Below are 18625 nucleotides of genomic sequence, written 5' to 3'. Positions count from 1 at the left end.
GCTCGGATGACTAAAATTAAGTTAATACTGTCTGAAAAGTTGCTGTTGTTTGCGCGACACTAAGGTGTTGCAGGGCTTCGAGCGCATGCCATGCTGGTTGTTCGCTAACGGCGAGGTAGGCATTGTCGGGTGCAAGGCTTCGTTCACGTGCGGACATGCAAACACTGGTGCAGAGACGGATGGAAACCATATCATACAATACTGCCAATTCTTGCTCGGTTAACGGATACACAGATTGATATCCGCGGAGGATCGGCATGGCCGTTTCCAGCGGTTGCTCTTTGCCGAGGATCATGTACGCTATGGCTATGGCAATTTCGCAGACTGTGTAGGTATACACCATATCCCCAAAGTCTATGATACCTCCAATTGCTGTGTTATTGCGGGTATCAACCAGCACGTTGTTGTCATTTGCATCATTGTGGATTACAGACTGGCGCAATGCGCCGGAAACAGGCACCACATGTTCATCAAATCGTCGCAGGAAATGTTCAACCAGACGCCGTTTGCCAGAATCTTTGATATGTGGCAGTTTTTCTGTCAGATTAGGCGCATGTTTGAGGTCCCATTGCAGGGTGCGGTGCATACCGGGATGTACAAAGCCGGCGAGGGCCTTGTCGAGGGTGCCCATGAAAATGCCGAGGTTGTGCAGGAGAGGTGGGGGATGGGATTGGAGGTCTGATATGAATTGGCCAGAGAGAAAACTAACCATCCATACCAGATGATGTGTATTGTTGCGGGGAGCGGCTACTTCCGTGAGTAAAGCGCCATTTTGGGATGGAATGACGTGCGGTAGCGCAAGGGCCGGCGCTTTGATACCAAGATGCTGTAGCGCCTGCTGCTGAAAATCGAGTACGGGAAAAGGCTCATCTGAGTTGCTAATTTTTAGCACAAAACGTGCATCTGCTGTATCAACGAGGAAATTCTGGTCGCTGTAGCTGGGTAGGGTTTTGATTTTGCCAGTGAAGCCATAGTGCGTCGTCAAGAGCGCTGCCACTTCAACTTCGGTAAATGCAGGTCTCATTTGGTATTAAAAACACCTATGGTTCTGTTTGAGCGTGCGCGACGCCTATCTATAAAAATAAAAAATGCTATCTCGCACATTTGTGTCGGGTTACAGGCCGTAAACACGCATGCCCTGATAACAACCCATAACATCTATACAGCGCCATTTCTTAATCGATACAGCCTGGATGATGCTAAATGCGCAAAACCGGATTGTGGTAATGCGTCGAAAGTACCTATGGGTTGCGCGAAAAGTAGTTTAAATACGGGAGCATCTTAACCGATACTGCCTGTGGACTTCATACCGGGGCAGCAGACGGTTCGGTAAGATACAGGTTGGGGTCCATGTATATAAATTTGCAGTATGAATTCAAATTGAACTGGCTATTAAGTTCGGTGTGCCTTTCTGATGGAATGATATATAGGGTACGGCGATAAAAGCCGAGTCAACTCCAGATTCTCTAAAGTTCGCTTCGATGAAGCGCCTGCAAGCATAGAGATTCTATCCAAGCCCCCCATTTGTGCTCCATAGTGAGAAACAGGATTCGTCTGCTTTCTAACTATTAACCAAATCAAGCAGAATTAACATGATCAGTACAGCGAAGCACGATCTTCGGGCTTCTGAGGTGGCTTCTATGCTTACTTCCGGCCCGCAAGACGCAATTCCAACAAAATCACTGCATCAAACTTTTCGGCAAATCCAGCGCCTGGCCCTGTGCCTCGTAATGTCTGGTTTGCTGGTAGGTTGTGATCTCTTTAGTAAAGGCGACGACAGCGATCCTAGCCTTGACGAACTTTTGGAAGAAACGCTGGCAGCAGCCGCACCCGGACAGGGTATGGCCGCATTTGAGTTGCCAGAAAGCACTGACTTTGCGTCAATTCCTCAAGATCCAAACAACCCGGTAACAGCCAAGAAAGTTGAACTTGGCCAGTTGCTTTACCACGAAACAGGCCTTCTGACCAACCCAACGCGTCCTGAAGGACTCCATACCGCTTCTTGCGCTTCTTGCCATCACGCTGCTGCCGGCTTCCAGGCTGGTGTCATCCAGGGTGTTGGTGAAGGTGGGTTCGGTTTTGGTACTGATGGTTCTTCTCGCGTAAACGATCCAAATTACGCACTCGAAGAGCTCGATGTACAGCCAATCCGTACACCTTCAGCAATGAACGGTGCATACCAGATTGTTAACCTGTGGAACGGCCAGTTTGGTGCTACAGGTCCGAATGCAGGTACTGAAGACCGTTGGACTCCAGGTACGCCAATCGCTACCAACGAACTTGGATATGAAGGACTTGAAACACAGGCTATTGGTGGACTAGGCGTACATCGTATGGGGCTTATCGACAGCTCATTGGTTGTTACCAACCCAACGTACACCACGCTTTTTGCAGAAGCATTCCCTACAGTGGCAGATCCATTTGACGTCGAGCATACCGGTCTGGCTATCGCTGCTTTTGAGCGCACAATGCTGTCTAACCAGGCGCCGTTCCAGCTCTGGCTGAAAGGCAACAAAAACGCAATGACCGACGCTGAGAAGCGTGGTGCCATGCTGTTTGCTGACAAAGCGGGCTGTGTTGATTGCCATGGTGGTCCTGCACTGAGCTCTATGACCTTCTATGCACTGGGTATGAATAACCTGGACGGTCCTGGCGTATATGGTGATTTCGATACAGCTGAAGCCAACCTGGGTCGCGCAAGCTTCACCGGAAACGCAGCTGACGAATACAAATTCAAAACGCCTCAGCTTTACAACCTCGTTGACTCTCCATTCTACGGACACGGTGGTAACTTCCGCTCTGTACGTGAAGTGGTTGAGTACAAAAACGCAGCTGTACCGCAGAACGCTGAAGTACCTGCCGGCCAACTTGCCGCGCAGTTCCAGCCACTCGGCCTGACGCAGGATGAAGTATCTGACCTCGTTGCCTTCATCGAAGGTGGTCTGTACGATCCTAACCTCAGCCGCTACGTGCCTTCTTCTATTCCTTCAGGCAACTGCCTCGTTGTGAATGACACACAGTCACGGGCTGATCTGGGTTGCTAAGCCGACAAGGCTAAATCAACCGGATTAATTTTTAGAAAAGGGCAGCAGTCTAACAACTGTTGCCCTTTTTCTATGGTATCACTTTCCTGCGTTGTCTATGATTGGGTTGTGTTATTGGACCTGCTCTTTTATCCAGTTGCCCACCATGTCGAGCGCTTCAGGGGCGAAGGTTTCTGTAATTTGTCCGTATTCAGCAACTGCTCCCGTCTCTGCTGTTTGAAAAAGATGGTTGAGGTCGGGCAGTACTTTTGCTACGAAGTGCGGATTGTTGCCGGCTTGTAAAGCTTGCTGGATAGCCGCTGTATTGCCTGCTGCAGGGACTTGCAGGTCTTTGCTACCAATGATGGAAAGCACAGGGACCTTTACCTTCGTAAGGGCCGGTGCAGGGTCATAGGAGAGGAAATAACGCATCCACGGACTCGACAACTGTGCCACGATGCGTTGCTCCGCTGCTTCATTTCCCATACCAAGTGCACCTGCGGTATTGGGGCCCAGTTCTGTTTTGATGCGGGAAACCGCAGCTTTCAATTCTTCTGCTACAGTGTCCGATGAGGCAGATTGTGCAACTGCATATAGCGTTGTATTTGTTGCGACAAGCTTTTCCACCAATGCATCTGACATGCCGGCTGCTTTGGCAATCAAATTGGTTTGCTGTTTTAATATCTCAGCACCGGTTAGCCCGGGCCCTGCAAGCAATACGATGAAGGCGACGTTGTCTGGCTTTTGCGCAAGCATGGGGGCAATGAGTCCGCCTTCGCTGTGGCCGGCAAGGCCAATTTGTGAGGCATCTATGTCGGATCTGGTTTTCAGGAAATCCACTGCAGCCTGTGCGTCGCGCGCAAGGTCTTCAGATGTTGCGGCTGCAAAATTGCCGGTGGATTCGCCTGTGCCGCGGTCGTCATATCTTAACACGGCAATGCCTTCGCGTGTGAGGTGATCTGAGAGCACCAGGAAGGGCTTGTGCCCCATGATGGTCTCATCCCGGTCCTGGGGGCCGGACCCTGAAATCAGCACCACTGCAGGGTGGGGGCCGGGTGACGTTGGCAGGGTCAGGGTGCCGGCAAGCCGGGCGTCACCAACTGCGTTATCATAAAACACTGCTTCTTCTTCGTATGGGAAAGGACGCTGCGGCTCCTGCGGCCGGTCTACTTTGGTCGGTTTTTCAGTTTTGGATAAATTGAGTTCAAGCGACATACCGCCCTGGCTCCATGTACCTGCGATTGCATCACCGGCCTCATTCACCGTCCCCTTGTACGTACCGCGAATGGCTGATGCATTTAGGGTAAGGATACCGGCTTCAAGTGTTGTTGATGTTACAGGAATACCCGTAGCCCCCTGGTCAGGACTGTCCATGGTTGCAGACAAGCCGTCACCCTCTGCCTTAAGATTGAATACGATGCGCAATTGGCCGTTGGGTAACACAAGGTTACCTTCCCAAGCCCCTTCGAGGGCAGCGGGTGTTTGTTGTGCAAATACGTGCATCGGTGTAAAGAGAAGCAGGATGAAAAAGGGCAGTAGCGACTGAAGCCAATAGCGTTCTTTCATAACGTGCTGTTATTATTAGATAATTAGGAAATTGTCTAAATAAACGATTTGCCTTGCAGAAAGTTACGTGTTGGTTATATTTCTGACGATATTTTCCGGTGCAGCTATCTTCATAGCGCTTCGTTTCCACCTGTCGACACAACCTGTTCAGTCATGAAAAAACAAACCACCAGCCGCAGAACTTTTGTAAAGCAGGCCTCTGCCGTTGCCGGCGCTGCCTTCATCGCACCTGGCTACAGTGTAAACATAATCAGCAAAAAGCCTGCAGATGGTGAGATTGTTGGCCACGGCGATTTCAAGTACAAGGTACACAAATACTGGGGTAGCCTGGATGCCGGGCAAACGCCTGTGAAAAATTGCCATGAGATGGTAATGGATTCTCAGAAGCGACTCATCATGGTTACTGATGAGACAAAAAATAACATCATCATTTACGACAAATCTGGAAAACTTGTAAATAGCTGGGGTGATAGTTTTCCATCCGGACACGGCCTCACCATTTGGGATGCCGGCGGTGAAGAATTCCTCTTTATTACAGACAATGGCGGCGTGGTGGTGAAAACTACGCTCGACGGGCAGGAAGTGATGCGGATGCCGACGCCCCACGAAATTGGGGTCTATACTGAAGAGCAGCGCTACGTTCCGACCGAAACCACAATTGGCCCCAATGGCGACATTTATGTTGCAGATGGTTACGGCTCCCAGTTTATATTGCAGTACGATATAGAGGGCAACTTCATTCGTAAATTTGGCGGCCGCGGTGATGGTGAAGATCAGTTCCAAACGGCCCACGGTGTTTGTATCGATACCCGCGGCAGTGGTGATCCGACGCTGCTCTGTACCTCGCGTGCGCACAATGCCTTCAAGCGTTTTACGCTGGATGGAGAGTATTTGTCGACCATTTTCCTGCCGGGTGCTTTTGTGTGTCGGCCGGTAATTGATGACGATATGCTGTATGCCGGCGTTTGCTGGTCGCGGCTGAAGTATCTGAACCGCACCGACCGATCGGGTTTTGTTACCATCCTGGATAAAAACGATCGCGTTGTATCCAACCCTGGGGGTACAGCGCCGCGCTACGTGCAAGGCGAACTACAGTTAATGGTGCAGGACTTGCCTATTTTCTTCCATTGTCACGACGTTTGCATCGATGACGACAAAAACATCTACGTCTGCCAATGGAATGCGGAGAAAACGTATCCAGTTAAACTGGAACGCATTTAAGCTTACAACGGAAAGCGATGAGGATAGCACAGAAGTTTTAACAGAGAGGTGTAGCCGTAAGGTTACGCCTCTTTTTTGCTTTGATGCTTTCGCTTGATTGTCGTAAACTGCTACAGTTTGCTACAAGCTCTAACGAGGGATTAAAATGAAAACGTCTTCCGCAACCCATCTCTACGAAATCAGAGATTACCACATTGCCCCCGAGCAATTGGAAAACTATAAAATGTGGATTACCAACCACGGATTGCCCCATATCCGTCAACACATGCATGTTGTCGGATTTTGGTTGAAAGGAGAGGGTGAAGCAGAAGTGTCAGGTGTTCCGCTGGACGACCTGGGCGCGGCCAATGTGACCTGGGTGATCCGGTGGAATTCGAAGGAGCACGCTGACCGAACAAAAGAGGCAGTATTTGGATCGCGTGCCTGGCAGGATATTTTCTCTCGTTTCCCGGGTGGTGGAGAAGCATATCAGCGCGTTAACGTGCGCTACTTTGAAGGCATTTAAGTGTGCATTATGACAAGGCCATAGTGTCCGGTCAGGCGCCTCTGTTTCTGGAGATTCGAGAATTTCTGTTGGGTTTTGACGGGGTGCGAGAGCGGCGGAAGGCCCATGTAACAAGCTACGTCAACCGGCGAGGTGGGCTGTGTCATTTGCAGCCAACAAATGCCGGCATAGATGTAGGCTTTTTCAAAGGCGTCCGGCTAGAAGATGCATACGGCCGGCTGTGGGGATCCGGAAAATCGAAACGCTGGCTATCACTCGATTACCTGGATGAAGGACTGTTATTGTACTACTTCATCCAGGCAATCGAGGTTAACAATGGGTTGGGACCTACTTGATCATCACAACCTGCCCGGTGGCCCGGTGGTTGCCTGAAGGGGTCTCTACAATCAACTGATACATGTAAGCGCCAGATGCGAGTCCGGATGTTGTTACTTGAAGCGTGCGCTGGCTGCCGGCAGGGATTGGGGCAGACGGGCTAACCAGGACGCGTTTCCCTAGCATGTCGTAGAGTTCAATACGCGCCACGGCGTCTTCCGGTGTATCAAAAGAAACGGTAAACGCAGACTGGAATGGATTCGGATAGGCTTGCTGCAAGGTAAACAGCTGTGGTAGCGCAGCTTCCGTGGCATACTTGCTTACAAGCAGCCGGCTGAGGTCAGGTGCGTCTACCGTTGTTGATGTACCGTAGGTCAACTCACCAACAACCTCCCAATCATCTCCGTTATTGACCGACAGCACCACACCGCTCACGCGATCGTCTCCAGTTAGGGTAAAGGTTAACGGAGCTTCCATGGCCTGTATTTTGGCAACGGCAGCATCTGCGTCCATGAGGCTTGAGCTGTTCAGGAAGCGCACATCTACCTGATTGCTTGGCGGCGTAGGTGGTAGCCTGAACTGTCCTTCTGCAGATGCATCAACCGCAATGAAAAGGGTGCGTGTATAGCCGCGGGCATCTTCAATGGTAAGCAGGGCCGTATTTTCAGCTGATTGTATTGTTTGGTCGTACGATTCGTGTGCCTTGGCTTTGCCGGCTCCGCAGTTAAAGGTGACAGTGCCGCTGCCAGAAGCTTCGGCCCAGTATCCCTGGCCGGGTTGGAGCACATCAACGAGGCTGTAGCCATTCTGATCGCTGTAACCGTAGACATCCGGGTTGATGAGTAAACTGGTTGCCCCGGTGGCGCTGGATAGGGGGGAAGCACAGGTAGCACCGCCGATGATATTCCATCCATCTTGCAGTGCTACGCTCGTTGCAGTATTTGCAGTGCCGGCATGGGATTGGAAGCTGTTGCCGGCGGTCTTGAGCCAGTAGCCCGTCCCCATTGCCATAGACGTTTGCTCAACGTAGCTGTTGCCGACATAGGCAAAAGGCAATTGTACCAGGTCGATATCAGCATAAATACTTGTGGGTGCTGCATCGGTTGGCGTGGTAGGCAAGCTAATCAGATTCCAGCCGTCAAAGAGTGCTTGTTGTATAGTCTGGTCAACCTGGAATACCTCAATGGCTGAGACTTTGGGTTGGTCGACGGAGGCTTCAAATTCAATGTCTAGTGTGCCGTCGAGTACTTCCATCGTGAAAGCTTTCACAACAGCCGTGACCGGACCCACTTCCGCTGCAATATCGTAGTCATCCAGTTCAACGGGGCCACCTTCGAGGTTCACATCAAACACGCGCCGGCCGATGAAATCGATGGAGCCACCAGGGGCGCCAAAGAAGGTTTCTGCAAAGTGCAACCGGGCGATGTAGTGTCCGGCTGCAGGGACGGGAATCCGGTAGGCAAAACTGCCCAGGTTGGTCAGGGCGCTGCGTTCGCTTTTGTAGGGCTCCTGGTCGAGGGTACCGTCAATTAAAGTGACTGCATCGTTCGAGAATGTCTTCCCGGATTCAAACAATTGGTCTTCATCCCATACTGCAAAAACGCCGGGTGATATGGTGGTTGTACTGCCGGCATTGATCCGCGCGATACGGGTGCCTGAAGCGGTTGCGGAGAAACTGAGGCCTACGCTGGTTTCGTCGCCGTCAGAGAAGTAAGGAAAGCTCCCTGATCCGGTAACGGCACCTGATTCGAGCATCGTGATGTACATATCAACGGTTGCAGATGCTCCTGGGGCTAATTGGGTAACACCGGCTTCGGGGCGAAGCATTACGTCAACTGCAGCACCGCTGTATGTCAGGTTGAGCGCAGAGGCGACCAATTCTGCGCCTGAAAGCGAGAAGGTTGCTGTGCCGCTGCCTGTGTTTGTGAGTGTAAGGGTTTGCGCATGGGTATCTCCTGCAGCCACAGCGCCTAAATCAATCGACGCCGGCGAAAAGGCCAGGAGTGCTTCGCCATCTCCGGCCACCGTTACCTGAAGGGTCAAGGTGGCATCGTTATAGCCGCTTGCTGTAGCTGTTAATGTGTGTGAATACACACCTGGTGCCAGTCCGGTGGTATTCAGTGTAATATCAATTTCATCGGCGGCAACATCCGCGGTGCCCGTATTTTTAGATACATTGCTGATCCATGACGGCAAGCCAGCAAGGTTGATGGTATAGGCTGCTTCGTCGGTTAACGTCCACAGCAGCGGTTCAACGGTTGCAGTTTCTCCGGGTGCGAGGCTAACGGTATAGGATGTCGGCGAGAACTGCATGGATGTACTCGGAGACCGCTCAAATTCCGTCTTGCGTGTAGCGGTTGTCGGGAAGAGCACAGAGACCTTGCCGCCATGTGAGACAATCATTTCATCGTCGATTACTTTGGCCGATGGTGCCAACAGACAGTCTGGCATAGTGAAGAGTTCAGCCCATTGGTTGGCAACAGGATCGTATTCTGTGATGGTATCTACACAGTTCTGTGTACCGGTGCGACCGCCTACGATTACAATTTTACCGTCGACTGCGATGGTGCCGGGTTCAAAATGGGAGCGAATATAGGGCAGATCTGCTTTACGGGTCCATGCATCGGTTTCGGGATCATATTCGTGCACAAGGTTGGTATCGACAGGATCGATGTCGTGGTTGAACTGCCCTCCGATTGCATAAATTTTCCCGCCAAGAGCAATGCCGCTAAAGTGGTTGCGCGGATCGGGCATGGGGGCTGCTGTGGTCCACGTCTGGGGGCCGCCTGGTTCGTCGAGGTCAAGTACAAAGTGATCTCCAACGGAATCGTTGCGGTTTTCCAGGCCGCTTATGTAGTGCAGTTTACGGCCTAATCGCACCAGGGCACCGCCGGCGCGTGGTGCAGGAAGGCTGGGGCCATTTGTAAAGGTGTTTGCAACCGGGTCGTAGATCCAGACGATGTCTACGGTCTGTATAAAACCGATCAATGCATATCCGCCGGCAATCCAAACTTTGCCATCTGCTTCTGCAGAGCCAACATGGGTATTGGGTATCGGGAGGGGGGCAAAGGTCGACCAGGCATTGGTGTCAATGTTGTAGACTTCATTCTTGTCGGTTGGTACGATATCCTGCGTCTGGAAGCCACCGAATACATAGATTTTTCCGTCTATGACAGCACTGTGTCCTTCTACGCGCGGCTCAAGTGCATCTTGTAGTGAGGTCCATTCCATCTGTGAAACGCGAGGGCCCCACAGGGGCGCACCTGGATTGTGGGCGCCTTCGCGCACTGGCTCTACAGATTGCGCAATGGTGAAGGAAGAAAATGGGGCTGACAATAACAAAAGCAGGAAAAGACAGGCTATCCGCTCAAAAATCGAATTGATGGGCATGGGCGCTATAAATAAAGCAGTGAATAATGGACTGAAAAATATACGTTCGATGGGCACCGGCCAGTGTATCCTATGGATACAGCCGTACACCCGATTTGACGCATCATAACAGCGACGAAAGCGCGCCGGGATGTGGGGCAGAGGTTAGTCTAATGGTAGGGTAAACCTTGCCCGCAGATGTTCATGGATGTAGGCTTTCAATAATGCGCTGTGTAAGTGACGTTCTTTGATGGGTTTGATGAGGAAATCTGTTATAGCCGGCGATTCTGTGCGCTTCTTAAATGCACCGGCCAGGAAAATCTTACAAGCTGGATATTGTTTATGCAGCGCTGCAAAAGCGTCCTCGAAGTCTATGCCGCTTTCCTGATCTACCAAAAGTAGATCGCCTGGTGGGGAGACATTCAGGTGCATTTGAGCTTCGGTCCAAGTGGCAAATTCATCAGTTTCAATGTGCCAACTGCGCAACAAGGCTGCGGTAATGCAACGCAGCGTATTATTCGGGATTACAAGGAGTGCTTTTTTTCCTGCAATGAGCGGGGATACTTCAAACTGTCTCTTGCTATGTTCGATAGACGGGGGCGTGTGAATATTGAAATGGAAAGTACTGCCCACGCCAACCTCGCTTTCTACCCAAATATTGCCCCCCATCAATTCAATGAGCCGGGCGCTGATGGTGAGGCCGAGGCCCGTTCCGCCATATTTTCGGGTAGTCGAAGAATCTGCCTGGGAAAAGGCATCAAACAGCCTGGCTATTTTATCTTTGGGTATGCCAATACCAGTATCACTTACTGCGATGTGTAACGTGAAGGGATCTCTTGTTGCGCTTTCATCGACGGATACGGAAAGCACAATTTCGCCCGTCGTAGTGAATTTTACGGCATTTCCCAGCAGATTGACCAGGATTTGTTGAAGCCTCGTCTCGTCTCCGATAACGTACGCAGGTACATCTGTTGAAACCGCACAGATCAGTTCAATGCCTTTTTTCTGGGCGCTTATACAGAGCACTTCGAGCGCGCCTTCCAATACATCCCGAATGTTGAAGGGGTGTTGTTCGAGTGCAAGGTGGCCGGCTTCAATTTTTGAGAAATCCAGGATGTCGTTAATGACAGTTAACAATGCTTCACCGGAATGATGGATGACTTCGACCATTTCCAGATGTTCGGGCGCAAGATCTTCTTCCAGCAGTAAACTCGTCATACCAATAACGCCGTTCATGGGCGTGCGAATTTCATGGCTCATCGTTGCCAAAAACTCGCTTTTTGCCCGGGTTGCTTCCTCCGCCGTATCGCGTGCAATCCGTAGCTTCTCAACTGTATCTGTTAAGGCTTCTGTACGCGATGCTACAAGATCAGAGAGCTGTTGCTCGATGCCTTTCTGGATGAGCATCCTGTAGTCGAAGAATATGGTAATCAGGGTGCCGCTGAGTATTACCAGCGTGGCGACTGAAATTCCAATGGCCAGCCAAAGGTTATCTTGGGTGAGGGCGGTTTGGGGATGTACGTACCCTGCTTCGGGGGTGTAAATTGCTGCCGCCATGCCCGTATAATGCATGCCGACAATGGCTAGCCCCATCACCATTGCGGCTGCAATTTTTCTGGGGAAGTTTTTCTTTTCCAGATTAGAGAGTTGGAAGGCAATCCAAAGGGCTGCAATGGCGGCAAGAATTGCTAGCACAATAGAACTGGCAAATATGGCCGGCTGGTAGCTGATTGTCGCCTGCATTTCCATCGCCATCATGCCTGTATAGTGCATGCTTGCGATGCCAAGGCCCATAATGATACCGCTCACCACCAGTTTGGAGGTACTTACTGATGCGTGTGATACTACATGCAGGGCAAACCCGGAAGCGCCGATACCGACAAGGAGAGAAAGGAGTGTCGTTGAAATGTCGTAGTGGAAGGGCATTGGCAGGTTGAACGCCAGCATACCCACAAAGTGCATAGACCAAATACCTATACCCATCACGATTGCGCCAACAATAAGCCATCGCTTTGCTGCATTGCCCGTGCTTCGTGCAACCCTGCGGGCAAGGCTCAACGCGGTAAACGAAGCAACTGTCGCTACCAGGTAAGACAGGCAGACAAGCCACGGATTGTACGTGCCTGTCAATATATCAGTAGCATGATCCATGAATTCCGGAGAATGGCGGGCGAAGGGACATCACCTGGCATTGCTGGTATCGGATCATGCAGGGGCAAGTTAAACGTGTTGCCTACAGCACGTTCAACCGTTTGAGATCTTTCTCAAGTTGCTCCGGTCCGGTGAAGTGTAGCGCCGTAATGCCGAGTTTGTTTGCCGTTTCAATGTTAGGCAAACTGTCATCAATAAATACCAACTGCTCCGGGACGAGGGAATAGCGATCCATCATTAGCTGATAAAAGGCGGGATCGGGTTTGATCATTTTTTCCTCACCTGACACCACAATGCCAAGAAACCAGTTGAAGAACTCAAACGTCGGGCGTACAAGTGGGAATGTCTCGGCAGACCAATTGGTGAGGGCGTAGAGCGGCGTGCCTTTATCGCGTATTTGGCGCATCAGTTCTACCGTTCCGTCAATGGGTCCATTGATCATTTCTATCCAGCGTGTATGAAATGCTTCGATCAGGGTGCTATGTTGCGGCCATTGCGCTGATAACGTGGCAACACCTTCAGCAAAAGGCCGGCCGGCATCCTGCTGAGCATTCCATTCGCCTGTGCACACGGTAGCCAGAAAGTGCTCCATTTCTGTTTCATCCGCCATCAATTTGCGGTACATGTGGCGAGGGTTCCAGTCGATGAGTACACCGCCGAGGTCGAAAACTACCGTATCAATCATGTATCAAAAAGCTTGTGGTTATAGATTGCCGACTTGTAACGCAGCCGGCAATGATTTTGATGCGGTTGGAAGGGGGATGGATATCGAAATTTTATGTGTGAGAGGGTGCGTTTTTGAATCGAAATACGTCTTTTGTGAAACACCCGTTGGTTCTTCAAGACCCGACGGGTGTTTGGCGTGGACATACCTTGGTGCCCTTGCAGAGCTTCAATTTTTCTATGGAACCGTATCGAATTTTACCTTCAATCCCGGTCACTGCAAGAGCGATCTGGCGCAGCGGAATCCGAGCGCATTTGAGGGGATATCAGCTAGGGTACCGGAGCGCCAGTAGGTTTGGGTGTGTATAGGTGGGGACTTAAAACTGCCGCCACGGATGATGCGCATGGCGCCTTTGTCGAGGTCTTTGTAGACGGGTTTATTGCCGGCTTTGGGGTAAAACTCATAATAAGCGCCGATCCACTCATAGACATTGCCGCTCATATCATGTAATCCCAGTCCGTTTGGCTCCTTCGAGCCCACTTGAAAAGAATACAAAACGCTGTTGTCGATGTGTCGCGCGAAGTCGTCTACAGCTTCCAGGCTGTCGGTGCCGGCAAATCGGATTGCTTTGCCGGCGTCGCGTGCGGCATATTCCCATTCGACTTCAGTTGGCAATCGGAATCCGTAAAATGCGCAGAAATCGTCAGCGTCTTGCCAGGTAACGTTAACCACAGCCCGGGTGCCGCGTCCGTACCCATTGTCATCGGGGAGGGGCCGGCCTGTTTGTACGGCAAATGTATCGTACGCAGCATAGGTGATTTCATGTTTTGCCAGCTCAAACGGGGCGATAACGACGCGGTGGACCGGGGTGGCATCCATGTCTGTTTCTTCAAATACATCACCCATCATAAAGGCGCCGGCAGGGATATGAACCGTTTCAAATGGGACGTCCGATGCCTTCTTGAATAAAAAGCAAGCTGACGTTGTGAGCGAAATGGTTATGAGCAGGCAGAAAAAGGTGTACGGTGGGCGTTTTGTGGGCATAGGTGCTGTGTGCTTAATGGGTTGCTTAAGTCTTTAAGAAATAAAGTTTTGTGTCGATAGTTCGATTGGTTGCAAAGTCTACTTTGGCGGTACCCTTTTACTGATAACCAATATCGGGGGACAAGGGTGTCCGGCTACGCATGAAGGATCCGTTGCCTCGAGCAATTTGCCGGCCTTTATCGTCTTCAATGACTGCTTCCGCCAGGAAAAGTCGCTGCGACTGATGCACTAATTTTCCTGTGGCCCGCATATAGCCTGTGCTGATTGGCCGCGTAAGATAGGTTGTGAACGATACCGTGAGCACAAATACGTCTTCCACCACCGAGTTCACAGCAAAAAAAGCCGCGTCATCCATTGCCTTGAAATAAACAGCACCATGCACTGCTGATGCTGCGTGAAAGTAGGCCGGCTTTACCTCGTACAATATTTCAGCTGCGCCTTTGTTTACTTCGATTTTCGGCGCAAAATGATCGTTGAATGGGGCCGACAGGTACATGTTTTCGAGTTTCCGGTAATGCGCGCTCATGGTGTTTTACGTATCAAGTTTCGCGTGTCGAATGGTGTGTAAACGCCTACATGAATCCGCATCGGGTAATCCATTTCGATACGGCAAATTGCGCCATTTAAGTAGTTGCTTTGGGCATTATCTGAATGGCAGCCTATATAAGGTAAAGCTATTATTGGAAGCTATTGCACGCCCCCACCTCCAACCTGTTTTCCCCGCCCCTGTGTTTCCTGTGTGTGTTGCCATGGCACGTGCCTCGCATCAAGCCTCAACTTTGTTCTCGCAGCCGTATGTTTTTCAAACGCTACAATTTGGGTAAGCCGTTTCGGATTTTATCCCTACTTCTATTCCTCCCTTTTCTCGCACCTGGCGCTTTTGCGCAGGAAGGCCCTGAGCACCATGCCCAGAGCGATGCCTACTGGGCGGAGCAGGCAAAAGCTTATCCTGCTTTTGTTGTGGATCCTTCGCAGTTACGCGTTGCAGCCGCAAATGAGCTAAATGCATTGGGCGAATGGGGCCCCGTTTTGGATTGGCCGCACATTCCTGTTTCTGCAGCGCACTTGCCTGATGGTAGGATTCTTACCTGGGCATCTAACGATGAAGAAGGCTTCCCTGGAGGACAGCCAGAGTTTACCTATGCTGCTGCATGGGATCCCGCTACAGAAGATTTCAAGCTCGTGCCGCACAATACCCACGATATGTTTTGCGCGCATCAGGTTATGCTCGAAGACGGCGACGTTCTCGTAATGGGCGGTCGAAATACGGTCAGGCTGGTCAGTAGATACGATTACGAAACCGATACCTGGATCCCACAAGAGCAGATGGACGATCCGCGTTGGTATCCTACATCACTGGCCTTGCCAAATGGCGAAGTGATGATTGCCATTGGGAGCGGTGGCAGTGCCAATCCGGAAATGTGGAATGAATTGACGGGATGGAGAAAACTTACCGGTGTGAGCCTCCAAACTGAGCTTGACTACGATGCTTATTACGAAAACGAGTGGTGGCCACTCTTTCATGTTGCGCCCAATGGCCAGGTTTTCCACTCAGGTCCAACCCCCGACATGCATTACATCGATACTGCAGGTAACGGTAGCATTTCGCAGGTTGGCCCGCAAATAACAGACTGGTACCCTAAACATGGGACCACTGTTATGTACGAAGAAGGAAAGATCCTGACGGCAGGTGGTGCCATCGCCGGCGATAATACGGCAAGTACCAATCGCGCCATGGTTATCGACATCACCGGTGGTACCCCCGTGGTACGCGAGATTGCTTCCATGGCACATGCACGTAAGTTTCAGAATGGTGTGCCGCTTCCAACCGGTGAAGTTCTGGTTATTGGTGGCAACACATCCGGTATTAAATTTAATGACTCGGGTACCGTGCTTGCTGCGGAAATCTTTGATCCTGTGACCGAAACCTGGACAGAGACGGCAGACATGGCTATTCCTAGAAACTACCACTCCGTTGCGTTGCTCATGACTGATGGGCGCGTATGGACTGGTGGCGGTGGTTTGTGTGGCGTCGGTTGTGCCGCGAACCATATCGACGCACAGATTTACTCTCCACCCTACCTTTTTAACGACGATGGCTCACTGGCTACGCGTCCGGTGATTTCTTCAGCACCTGGCGTTACAGGCAATGGCCAAAACATTGAAGTTGCTGCTACGGCCGGCCGTACGCGCTTCAGCGCAATCAAAATGTCTTCTACCACGCACGGTGTCGACAGTGATGTACGTCAAATCAGCCTTGCATTTACAGAAACAACCGCCGGCATCTACGACGTTGCCATGCATGCCAATGAGAACGTGATGACCCCGGGCTACTGGATGCTCTTTGGCGTTAACGCAGACGGCGTTCCTTCTGAGGCTGCAGTCATTCAGATTTCTACTGAAGGTGTTCCTAATCTTGCAAATCCGGGTACACAGATTTCAACTGAAGGCACCCTGGTTTCCTTGCAAATTGTAGCTTCCGATTCTGATAATGGCTCATTAAGCTATACAGCTACCGGGCTTCCAACCGGACTTTCTATCGATGGCGGTTCTGGGCTTATTTCAGGTACCATTGCCAATGGTGCAGAAGGTACATACACCGTAGCACTCACCGTTTCAGACGGCCTGAATACGGTTGACGCAGAATTTATATGGGAAGTCATCCCAGAAGGTGCGGGTATTGTCTCTGAATACTACGAAGGAAGCTGGTCGCTGCTGCCTGACTTTGATACGCTCGTTCCAATTAATACGGAAGTCATCAACAACTTCGATATCTCTAACAGAGATACAGAAGACTTCTTTGGATTCCGTTTTACGGGATATGTTAACATCGAAACTGCAGGAGACTACACCTTCTACACAACATCTGATGATGGCAGCCAACTGTTCATCAATGATAACATGGTTGTAGATAATGATGGCTTGCACGCGGCTGCAGAGCAATCCGGTGTTGTGAACCTCGATGAAGGATACCATGCCATCGAAGTCACATTTTTTGAGCACGGTGGGGCAGCATCACTTGTTGTACAGTACGAAGGCCCAGGTATAGACAAACAGACAATCCCTGAGAGCAGGTTATTTGTAGCACCGCCAGCGCCAAACACAGCGCCGGTTGTTGATGCCATTACGGATCAAAACAGCTACACGGGTGAAGTGGTCTCTTTGCAGGTAGCTGCCTCTGATCCTGAAGGCGATCTGATCTCCTTCTCAGCAGAAGGACTTCCTGCTGGACTGACAATTAATGGTGACGGACTTATTAGTGGTACGATTGAAGCGTCCAGTGCTGCAGAGAATGTCGTTGACGTGACAGTAACCGACGGTAGTCTTGATGCTTCTGCATCCTTTAGTTGGGATGTTTGGACGCCTGCTGAAGCGCAAGGTGAAATCGGAATGGTTACGGCAGAGCAGACGGGCAGCAGCCAGTGGCATACCGTGACTCTGGATAATTCGTATACCAATCCTGTGGTCGTGATGGGGCCGCCGTCGTACAACGGTGACAACAAACTGACGATGCGCGTACGTAACGTCACCGAAAACAGTTTTGAATTCCAGTTCGACGAATGGGATTACCTCGATGGGGTGCACGGTTCAGAAACGGTGGCCTACATGGTACTCGAAGCCGGCTCACATGCGATGTCAGATGGACGCAGTATCCAGGCTGGTTTCACAACCATTAGCGGCAACGCATTTAACAGCGTTTCCTTCAAAGATGCCTTTAGCAGCAATCCGGTCGTTTTAACCCAGGTTGGCAGTGCAAACGACGCGGCAGCAGTTACGTCTCGAAACACATCAGTTAGTGCTACCGGTTTCAGTGTTCAGTTGGAAGAACAGGAAGGATCAACAAACGAACATGGTGCTGAAACGGTCTACTGGGTTGCTATTGCTACTGGATCAGATGCTGCAGCCATACCGAACGAAGCCGGCATAACCGGGAATGATGTCACCGATGCGTGGCATACCATAACCTTTGCGCAAAGCTACGCGACAAACCCCGTTTTCTTTGGAGATTTTCAAACGGTCGACGGTGGCGATCCGGCAACCATGAGGTACCAGAGCCTGGGCAGCGGTAGTGTGGAGATATTTGCAGAAGAAGAGCAAGCCGCCAATGATGAAGTGGGGCATACTACAGAAGTAGCCGGGTTTGTGGTCTTTGATGAGGCCGGCCCGATTCCTTTTGATGGATTTGCGCTACCACCTATAGTCCTGACCAACCCCGGCGACCAGACGGGCGCAGAAGGTGAAGCTGTTTCGCTGGCCATACAAGTTGAGCAGGACAATGGCGACCCATTGACCTTCTCGGCAAGCGGACTGCCTGATGGCGTGTCGATCAGTACCGAAGGTCTGATCAGTGGTGGCCTTGTGGCTGGCAGCGCCGGCTCAGCAACTGTTACTGTTGATGTCACCGATGGTGGCAGCAATGGCAGCGTAACTTTCAATTGGAATATTGATGCCGCTCGTGGCACGTGGATCGATTATACAGACGATTCCGGCACACTTTCTATCGTGGGTGATGAAGAAGAAAAAGACATCGCCGTGGGTGATCTCGACAAAGATGGCTGGGATGACATCATCGTGGTGCGCAAAGAAGGCTTTATGGGCACAGGGGCGCGTACAGATCTCCTGATCATGAACGAATCCGGCACGCTTGTCGATCGCACGGCTGACCTGGCACCCGGCTTCGCAGCCGAGCCAACAATTGCCCGCGATGCAATCATCACCGACCTCGATGGCGACGGCTGGGATGACGTGCTCATTGCCAACACGTTT

The 18625-nt window shown here is 51.1% G+C and carries 12 protein-coding genes; 5 read left to right on the top strand and 7 right to left on the bottom strand.

The genetic code is table 11. From position 1 onward, the window contains the following. Positions 1 to 16: 16 nt before the first annotated feature. On the bottom strand, positions 17 to 1024 hold the full coding sequence (locus tag AAF564_11780; protein ID MEM8486221.1) for a phosphotransferase: 1008 nt from the start codon (positions 1022 to 1024) through the stop codon (positions 17 to 19). 568 nt (positions 1025 to 1592) lie between these two features. Here AAF564_11780 and AAF564_11775 point away from each other — a divergent pair. Beyond that, complete coding sequence (locus tag AAF564_11775) at positions 1593 to 3044, top strand: cytochrome c peroxidase (GenBank protein ID MEM8486220.1); 1452 nt, start codon at positions 1593 to 1595, stop codon at positions 3042 to 3044. Positions 3045 to 3155: 111 nt separating this feature from the next. Here the strand turns inward: AAF564_11775 and AAF564_11770 are convergent, their stop codons facing one another. Further along, positions 3156 to 4589, bottom strand: coding sequence for an alpha/beta hydrolase (locus tag AAF564_11770; GenBank protein MEM8486219.1), 1434 nt, complete (start codon positions 4587 to 4589; stop codon positions 3156 to 3158). Positions 4590 to 4742: 153 nt separating this feature from the next. On the opposite strand from AAF564_11770, the gene AAF564_11765 reads away from it, so the two are divergent. The 3 genes from AAF564_11765 to AAF564_11755 all read left to right on the top strand — a co-directional run bounded on the left by AAF564_11765 (position 4743) and on the right by AAF564_11755 (position 6650). Next, positions 4743 to 5810, top strand: coding sequence for a twin-arginine translocation signal domain-containing protein (locus AAF564_11765; GenBank protein ID MEM8486218.1), 1068 nt, complete (start codon positions 4743 to 4745; stop codon positions 5808 to 5810). Positions 5811 to 5955: 145 nt separating this feature from the next. Then, positions 5956 to 6315 (top strand): hypothetical protein, encoded by a 360-nt coding sequence (locus AAF564_11760; GenBank protein ID MEM8486217.1) that lies wholly within the window; start codon positions 5956 to 5958, stop codon positions 6313 to 6315. Between the two features lie 23 nt (positions 6316 to 6338). Continuing rightward, positions 6339 to 6650, top strand: a complete 312-nt coding sequence (locus AAF564_11755) for a DUF1801 domain-containing protein (GenBank protein MEM8486216.1) — start codon at positions 6339 to 6341, stop codon at positions 6648 to 6650. On the opposite strand, the gene AAF564_11750 is transcribed toward AAF564_11755, so the two are convergent. The 5 genes from AAF564_11750 to AAF564_11730 all read right to left on the bottom strand — a co-directional run bounded on the left by AAF564_11750 (position 6643) and on the right by AAF564_11730 (position 14384). Next, the gene (locus tag AAF564_11750; protein MEM8486215.1) at positions 6643 to 10020 is read right to left on the bottom strand and encodes a malectin domain-containing carbohydrate-binding protein; all 3378 of its coding nucleotides are present in this window, start codon (positions 10018 to 10020) and stop codon (positions 6643 to 6645) included. The genes AAF564_11755 and AAF564_11750 overlap by 8 nt on opposite strands. A 144-nt stretch (positions 10021 to 10164) precedes the next feature. Continuing rightward, the gene (locus AAF564_11745; protein MEM8486214.1) at positions 10165 to 12150 is read right to left on the bottom strand and encodes an MHYT domain-containing protein; all 1986 of its coding nucleotides are present in this window, start codon (positions 12148 to 12150) and stop codon (positions 10165 to 10167) included. Positions 12151 to 12232: 82 nt separating this feature from the next. Continuing rightward, positions 12233 to 12835: an HAD family phosphatase gene (locus AAF564_11740; protein MEM8486213.1), complete on the bottom strand. Its 603-nt coding sequence runs from the start codon at positions 12833 to 12835 to the stop codon at positions 12233 to 12235. 252 nt (positions 12836 to 13087) lie between these two features. Continuing rightward, complete coding sequence (locus tag AAF564_11735) at positions 13088 to 13858, bottom strand: SUMF1/EgtB/PvdO family nonheme iron enzyme (protein MEM8486212.1); 771 nt, start codon at positions 13856 to 13858, stop codon at positions 13088 to 13090. Positions 13859 to 13955: 97 nt separating this feature from the next. Then, positions 13956 to 14384 (bottom strand): PaaI family thioesterase, encoded by a 429-nt coding sequence (locus AAF564_11730; GenBank protein MEM8486211.1) that lies wholly within the window; start codon positions 14382 to 14384, stop codon positions 13956 to 13958. Between the two features lie 269 nt (positions 14385 to 14653). On the opposite strand from AAF564_11730, the gene AAF564_11725 reads away from it, so the two are divergent. After that, a partial coding sequence (locus AAF564_11725; protein ID MEM8486210.1) for a putative Ig domain-containing protein occupies positions 14654 to 18625 on the top strand: 3972 nt, incomplete at its 3' end.

Source organism: Bacteroidota bacterium (assembly GCA_039111535.1).
Lineage (GTDB): Bacteria > Bacteroidota > Rhodothermia > Rhodothermales > JAHQVL01 > JBCCIM01.
This window is presented reverse-complemented; position numbering and strand designations above follow the sequence as displayed.

Bases quoted from the DNA above. Each gene is read 5' to 3' on its own strand.
- AAF564_11770 (MEM8486219.1), bottom strand. From the start codon at position 4,589: ATGAAAGAACGCTATTGGCTTCAGTCGCTACTGCCCTTTTTCATCCTG.
- AAF564_11775 (MEM8486220.1), top strand. From the start codon at position 1,593: ATGATCAGTACAGCGAAGCACGATCTTCGGGCTTCTGAGGTGGCTTCT.
- AAF564_11765 (MEM8486218.1), top strand. From the start codon at position 4,743: ATGAAAAAACAAACCACCAGCCGCAGAACTTTTGTAAAGCAGGCCTCT.
- AAF564_11780 (MEM8486221.1), bottom strand. From the start codon at position 1,024: ATGAGACCTGCATTTACCGAAGTTGAAGTGGCAGCGCTCTTGACGACG.
- AAF564_11730 (MEM8486211.1), bottom strand. From the start codon at position 14,384: ATGAGCGCGCATTACCGGAAACTCGAAAACATGTACCTGTCGGCCCCA.
- AAF564_11760 (MEM8486217.1), top strand. From the start codon at position 5,956: ATGAAAACGTCTTCCGCAACCCATCTCTACGAAATCAGAGATTACCAC.
- AAF564_11740 (MEM8486213.1), bottom strand. From the start codon at position 12,835: ATGATTGATACGGTAGTTTTCGACCTCGGCGGTGTACTCATCGACTGG.
- AAF564_11735 (MEM8486212.1), bottom strand. From the start codon at position 13,858: ATGCCCACAAAACGCCCACCGTACACCTTTTTCTGCCTGCTCATAACC.
- AAF564_11750 (MEM8486215.1), bottom strand. From the start codon at position 10,020: ATGCCCATCAATTCGATTTTTGAGCGGATAGCCTGTCTTTTCCTGCTT.
- AAF564_11745 (MEM8486214.1), bottom strand. From the start codon at position 12,150: ATGGATCATGCTACTGATATATTGACAGGCACGTACAATCCGTGGCTT.